Origin of the sequence: Nocardia brasiliensis ATCC 700358 (assembly GCF_000250675.2) — a bacterium.
Taxonomy (GTDB): domain Bacteria; phylum Actinomycetota; class Actinomycetes; order Mycobacteriales; family Mycobacteriaceae; genus Nocardia; species Nocardia brasiliensis_B.
Genome location: NC_018681.1, coordinates 5,158,432 through 5,164,491 on the forward strand (window position 1 = coordinate 5,158,432; position 6,060 = coordinate 5,164,491).

General features: G+C 67.4%; 6 protein-coding genes. 4 read left to right on the top strand and 2 right to left on the bottom strand.

Annotated features, from left to right (window positions below; genetic code table 11):
- Positions 1–27 precede the first annotated feature (27 nt).
- From O3I_RS22810 to O3I_RS22820, 3 genes are read left to right on the top strand one after another with little or no spacing between them, the layout of a single operon-like run.
- On the top strand, positions 28–282 hold the full coding sequence (locus tag O3I_RS22810; RefSeq protein ID WP_014985344.1) for an acyl carrier protein: 255 nt from the start codon (positions 28–30) through the stop codon (positions 280–282).
- Positions 279–1,070, top strand: a complete 792-nt coding sequence (locus O3I_RS22815; RefSeq protein ID WP_014985345.1) for an acyl-ACP desaturase — start codon at positions 279–281, stop codon at positions 1,068–1,070. The genes O3I_RS22810 and O3I_RS22815 overlap by 4 nt, the downstream gene beginning before the upstream one ends.
- Positions 1,070–2,800 carry an acyl-CoA dehydrogenase family protein gene (locus O3I_RS22820; protein ID WP_014985346.1) on the top strand — a complete coding sequence of 577 codons (1,731 nt, stop codon included), beginning with the start codon at positions 1,070–1,072 and terminating at the stop codon, positions 2,798–2,800. Before O3I_RS22815 ends, O3I_RS22820 begins: the two co-directional genes overlap by 1 nt.
- Positions 2,801–2,882: 82 nt before the next feature.
- Here O3I_RS22820 and O3I_RS22825 read toward each other — a convergent pair whose 3' ends face one another.
- The gene (locus O3I_RS22825) at positions 2,883–4,184 is read right to left on the bottom strand and encodes a flavin-containing monooxygenase (RefSeq protein ID WP_014985347.1); all 1,302 of its coding nucleotides are present in this window, start codon (positions 4,182–4,184) and stop codon (positions 2,883–2,885) included.
- 121 nt (positions 4,185–4,305) lie between these two features.
- Between O3I_RS22825 and O3I_RS22830 the strand changes: the two genes are divergently transcribed.
- Entirely contained in the window at positions 4,306–4,761 is a 456-nt protein-coding gene (locus O3I_RS22830; RefSeq protein ID WP_014985348.1) for a MerR family transcriptional regulator, read from the top strand.
- Here O3I_RS22830 and O3I_RS22835 read toward each other — a convergent pair.
- Complete coding sequence (locus O3I_RS22835) at positions 4,733–5,935, bottom strand: DUF3558 family protein (protein WP_081594080.1); 1,203 nt, start codon at positions 5,933–5,935, stop codon at positions 4,733–4,735. The two genes, O3I_RS22830 and O3I_RS22835, sit on opposite strands and share 29 nt — an antisense overlap.
- Between the last annotated feature and the right edge of the window lie 125 nt (positions 5,936–6,060).

Here is a 6,060-nt window from a genome sequence, read left to right on the forward strand (position 1 = left end):
CAACGAAACCACATCGAAGGAACGCCTATGACCCAGGACGAACTGCTGGCCCTGCTCGGCACTGGTCTGCGCGACGTCACCGCCGCAGCGCATCCGCCGTTGCGCCCGGATTCCGACCTCTTCTCCTCCGGCATCGACTCGGTGCAGCTGCTGGAGCTCGTCACGTGGACCGAGAAGCAGCTCGACATCCGCCTGCCCGACGAAAAGCTCTATGCCGTCACCGATGTCGAGGGGCTGTGCCAGCTCATCCTCGCCGAGCTCGCGCATCGGGTCGATCGATGAACAGAGATCTGCGCGAATCCTTCCACCGCACGTACATGACGTTCTTCGAGAACGCCGAGCGCACGCGCCGCTGGAATCCGTTCAACGACATCGACTGGGACGGCCTCGATACCGCGCGCAGCGACGCGCAGCTCGCGACCAACGCCGAAACATTCTGCGGTGTCGAACTTTTTCTCCCCGATTACCTCAACACGCACCTGGAACTGTTCGGCCGCAACTACGCCCAGGCCTGGTTCGCCGCGAACTGGGGGTACGAGGAATCCAAACACGCGCTCGTGCTCCGCGAATATCTGCATCGCAGTGGTCAGCGCACCCAAGAGCAACTCCACGACTACGCCGACACGGTCCTGGCCAAGCGCTGGGAACGGCCGTACGAGAGTCCCCGGGAGATGCTGATCTACGGAATGATCCAGGAACTCACGACTTTCGTCGTCTATCGCTCACAACGCGCCCTGGCCGGCCAGACCGGGCACTCGGTCCTGGCCGATATCTATCGGATCATCGGCCGCGACGAGATGGCGCACACGAAGTTCTATCAGCACATGGTCGCGCTGCTGCTCGACGAGGACCGCGCAGGCACCCTCGCCGATCTGGCCCATGTGCTGCGGACCTTTCGCATGCCCGCCGAACAGCTGCTGCCCGATCCCGAGGCGCGCTCGGTTCTGATGCGCTCCACCGGGATCAACGCGCAGGTCTACCTGCGCGACATCGTCGCGCCCACCCTCTCGGCACTGCACCTGACCCGCCACGATCTGCCCGCACCCACCCGTCACCGGAAGGAGCGATAGTGCCCGGATCACCGGTGATCGATCTGCTCAGCGACCCGCTCTTCGATCCGCACGTCCGCTACCACCTGGACGTCGACGACCTGATGCGGCTGACCGTCGAGCGCGCGAAACTACTGCACGCCAAGGGAATCGTGGGCAGTGAGGCGTGGTGCGGCGGCAACCGGCAGGACCGCTTCCCCGATCTGGTCCGCACCGCGGGCTGGTTGAGCGCCTTCGACATCTCCTTGGTCGCCACCACCGGCAACCAACAGCTGGCCGGCAACGCGCTGCTCGCACACGGCAGCCCGGCGCAGGTCGCCACCTATCGCGACGAAATCGACCGGATGGCACAGGTGTACGCGTTCGCCGCGACCGAGATCGGCCGCGGCACCAACCTCATCACCACCGGGACACAGGCCCACTATCGCCACGATGACCGCTCACTGACCCTGGTGACCCCGTCCGACGACGCGGCCAAATACTGGATCGGCAACAGCCTGTTCTCCGCGACGTACGCGATGGTCCTCGCCCGGCTCGTGGTCGACGGCAGCGACGAAGGGCACCACTGGTTCCGGGTGCCGCTGCGTCCGAGCGAGGGCGCGATGCCGTTCGCCGGCATCCGGATTCACCGGGCCGATCCGAAGGGCGGGCTCCCCGGGAACCAGACCGGTATGCTCCATTTCGACCAGTACCGCATGCCGCTGGACGCCCTGATGTCCGGCTGGGCGCAGATCGACGACTCCGGCACGTACGTGAGCGAAATCCCCAGTCGCGAACGCTATCTGCGCTGCCTCGGGACGTTTTCCCAGGAACGCATCTTTCCGGTCACCGGAGCGGCCGCCGTCATGCGGCGCTGCTCGGCGATCACACTGCGCTACAGCACATATCGCGAGACCTCCGGAAAGTCCCTGCTGAGCTTCGAGCACTACCGCGAACGCCTGATGCCCGTCGTCGCCGAGGCGCTCGCGTTACAGCAGCTGACCGAACACCTCATCGAGCAGTGGACCAGCCGCTATCCGACCGAGCCGATCACCCTGCACGGACGACCGCTGCACGGGCTGACCTCCGCGGCCAAAGCCCACGCCTCCTGGGCCGCCAACACGGCACTCGTCGAACTGCGTGAGCTGTGCGGCGGGCACGGATTCCACAGCCACAACGAGATCGTCACCGCCCGGGTGGACGGTGAGATCAACACCACCTTCGGCGGCGACAACAACGTCCTCTGCTATGAAAGCGTCCGCATCGTCGCCAAGACCACGGAGGCCGACCGTGCCCTGCCCACCGCATCTACCGTCACACAAGCCGGTCTGCGCTCCTGCGCCGAGGGAGTCGACCTGCTGGAAGCCCTGGCGCGGTTGCTGTTACGGCGGTGGCGCGAAACTCGCAGCGGCGCACTGTGCCGGCCGCACGTGCACGCCAGTTGCAGCGCCGCGCTGCTGCGTCGATGGGCGGCGCATTCCCGGGGTCCCGTCGACGACCGCCTCCGGCTGTTGCACGCGGTGACTTGCCTACTGGGCCTTGCCGATCACCTGACCGCCGAGGGACTGCTCGACGGCCCCGCCATCCGCGGCCTGTTCACCCAGCGTGGCGAGCTGAGTGATCGCTGCGCCGAAGATCACGCCGCAGTCCTGGACCTCTTGGACGTCCCCGCAGCCCTGCTCGACGTCCCCCTGGCCCACCCCGACTACGTGCAACGCACCGTCACCGCGGCCCGGGACACCACCGCGATGCACGCCGCGCCGTCGGCGTAGAGAGCCTGGATCGGCCCTCAGGAATCGCAATGCCCTGGGTTGCAGTGAGTCTCGCGGCTCATTGCAACCCGCCGGGCGGCGCCTACCGCACGACCACGGATTCCGGGGAGCCGGAGCGCAGGACGGAGTCGATGTGGATTTGGCGGGCGATGAAGTGCCCGCATTCGACGGTGGCGGGGATGCCGGTGAGGTGCAACGAGTTTCCATCGGGGAGTCCGGCGTAGTAGAGGCCGGGTAGCGCGCCCAGCATGCCCTGCTGCTGACGGGGCACGCCGTGCTCGTCGAGGGCTTGCCGCGGCAGGAAGCGGTAGTCCGGCCCGAAGCCGGTGCACCAGATGATCGCCGTGATGTCGTGCTCTGCCAGGTCGAGCTTGCTGCCGAAATCGGCGATATGCGTCATGTGCACATCGAGGGGCGGGTGCTGTTCCGGAGCGACGAAGCCGCGCAGCCGAATTCCGGTGTCGATCCGATGCAGGATCGCGCGCAGCGAACGAGCGGAGTCCGCCGCGACGGCAACGACATTGTCCGCCAACGACAGTACTGCGCCCTGCGCCGCCCGCACGGAACCGACCAGGCCGACGCCCTTTTCGGCCAAGGTGCCCAGGTTGAGGTCCGCGCCGCGGTTCGTCACGGCGGTCACCGGCAGACCGGGCAGCCTGGCCGGATCGGCACTGTCGAAATTGCCGGTCACGAAATCGTCGTACAACGAGAAGATGTACATCCACTCGTGGATGCCCCGGCCCCGATAGCGGCGCGGAAACACCCGGTGCCGACCGACCGACAGAAACACCGTGCGACCGGTGTCGGCGAGTTCGTCGGCGATCTGCTGGCCGCTGATGCCCGCCCCGACCACCAGGACCGCGCCGTCGGGCAGTGTCGCCGGGTTGCGGTAGTCGCGCGAATGCATTTGCCGGACAGCAGGATCGATATCGGCCGCGAAGTCCGGCACCCGAGGCTTGGCATAACCGCCCACCGCCGCGACGACGTTGCGGGATTCGAGCACGGCACCGGTCGACAGCGACGTCCGGAACCTGACATCGTCGCGATCGGACTCTGTCGGCGGGCACTCGACCGCGCGGACCTCGGTGTGCTGCCACACCCGAAGCTGTCGCCGCTCCGCGTAGCGACGCAGGTGCCCCGCGAGTTCGCGGCCCGACATGGTGCCGTCGGGATCGGTGCCGTCGTACTCCCAGCCGGGAAACTGGATGGTGCGGTTGCCGCTACCGACCAGCAGGCTGTCCCACCGTTCGTGCGCCCAGGCATGGCCCACCTCGGCCTTCTCCACGATCACCGCATCGTGGCCGATCTCCTGTAGCGAGGCGGCCACCCCGCACCCCTGCTGGCCTGCACCGATGATGACAGTTTCGGCGTATTCGATGGTCATCGGACGTCCTCTCCGCGCTGCGCGACGGTCGTAGTTCCACCCTGTTCGTTAGGCTTGCCTTACTCAAACATTTGAAGTCGAGTAGAGATCAAGTCCTACAACGACGAGAACGGCAGGCGAGATGGACGACACCGCTGCGGCAGACCGGCCGCTGGACCACGACCTGGTCGGAATCGGCACGGCCGCAAGGCGATTCGGCCTGGCAGAATCAGCGCTGCGCTACTGGGAGAAGCGTGGCTTACTCCGCCCGGCCCAGCGGCGATCGCGCTGGCGCCTCTACGGCGACGACGAACTGCATCGCATCGGCCTCATCCACATGTGGCGCGAAACCGGCCTGATGAACCTCGACGAAATCGGCACGGTCCTGGCCGCGCGCAATCATGAGTGGCGGCATGCGGTCCAGGAACGCCTCGAGGAGATCGCCCAGCAACAGGAACGCCTGTTGGCCGCCAGGACGATGCTGGAGCACCTGCTGGCCTGCCCTGATCCCAATCCCGCTGAGGACTGCCCCTACCTGCGCGCCATGACCGACGACCTGATGATCGCGGCTAGCGACCGGCAGGAAAGTGGGCGCTGAGCGGCACCGCGAGCCCGGCGAGTGCGGTGCACAGTTCGTCGCCGCGAGCGGGATCGCCGGCCGATGCCTCCAGTTCGACGATGCCGGTGTCGACTCCCCCGCTGGTCTGCTGCGGGACATCGAACAGCAGGGAGCAGGACGACTCGGCTCTGGTGCGACGCGCGAGCACAGCACGCCGGTCCGCGGCCGCGATCGGCACCGGCTGGAGGAAAAAGGCACTGTCGTAGACGAATTCGGTGAAACGTCGGTTGCTGGCGTACACGTCCACGTCGTACCAGCCGGCGGACCAACCGCATCCTCCCTGAACCTCGCTGACCGCGGTCGGACTCTTCGTCCGCGGGTCCAGCCCGGCCGCTGTCACGTCGTCGTCGGGAATGCCGCACGGATCCCAGACCGGTTGGGGCGCAGCAGTTGTCACGGAGGTAGCGGGCTCCGGCGTAGTCTCACGGATGCTGTCCAAGGTGCGGCGCGGCAGACTGGCTGACAGGCTGCGCGTGAGGACCTCGGCGATCGATCGGGCGCCGCCGGCCAGATCCGTGCGCACTTTCGGCGAGTCACCCGTAGGTGTGCCGCCACTCGCGGCAGACCAGTCCAGACCTGCTGTTTGGACGAAAACGGAGAGATTGGCGACTCGAGCCGACACCATCGCCGCGACCCGGCGATCGCCGGTGGGCTGGAAGTAGGCGGTCGCGCTGTCGCCGATGCCGGGCAGCGGCGTCACGGTGGCGGTTCCCGGCGGGGCCGAGGTCGTCGCCGTGGCGCTGCGGTCCGCGAGAGTCGGCCCGTCCAGGAACAAGAGACGAATGGTCGCCGCGCGGGACAACGGCACGCTTTCGGCGACCTGTCCGGGCCGCGGGATCGGATCCTCGAAGGTGGCCTCGCACTCGAGCGAACCCCCGACGGCGGTGGTGTACTGATGCTTGGTGAAAAGTTGCGCGTCGGTCGCAGGCAAGGTCGCGGCGAAACCGCGTAGCGCATCGGCCGCGATCGCGCCGACCTCGGCACACGATGCGGGCAGTGCCGTGAATCCGGTCGCGTATCGCGGGCCCTCCGGCCCGCCACCGGAGCAGGCCGTCGCGACCAGCACGCCCGCCAGCACCCCGACGCCGCGGCACAACCACGACGCCGAGCCCGACCGCTGCTGAAATATGCTGCCTGGACCAGCAGTTCGCATGTACAACCCCCGTGGCGTCCGTCGTCGTCCGCTCGGACGGTAACAGCCCGGGTCCGCCCCTCGGGAGCAGTGAGTTCTGGGGGCCGCCCAGCACGGCAGGCTCGCGCGGCCCCCTATCGGCGCAG

Coding starts and splice junctions, on each gene's coding strand:
- O3I_RS22830 (WP_014985348.1), top strand. CDS start 4,306: ATGGACGACACCGCTGCGGCAGACCGGCCGCTGGACCACGACCTGGTC.
- O3I_RS22810 (WP_014985344.1), top strand. CDS start 28: ATGACCCAGGACGAACTGCTGGCCCTGCTCGGCACTGGTCTGCGCGAC.
- O3I_RS22825 (WP_014985347.1), bottom strand. CDS start 4,184: ATGACCATCGAATACGCCGAAACTGTCATCATCGGTGCAGGCCAGCAG.
- O3I_RS22835 (WP_081594080.1), bottom strand. CDS start 5,935: ATGCGAACTGCTGGTCCAGGCAGCATATTTCAGCAGCGGTCGGGCTCG.
- O3I_RS22815 (WP_014985345.1), top strand. CDS start 279: ATGAACAGAGATCTGCGCGAATCCTTCCACCGCACGTACATGACGTTC.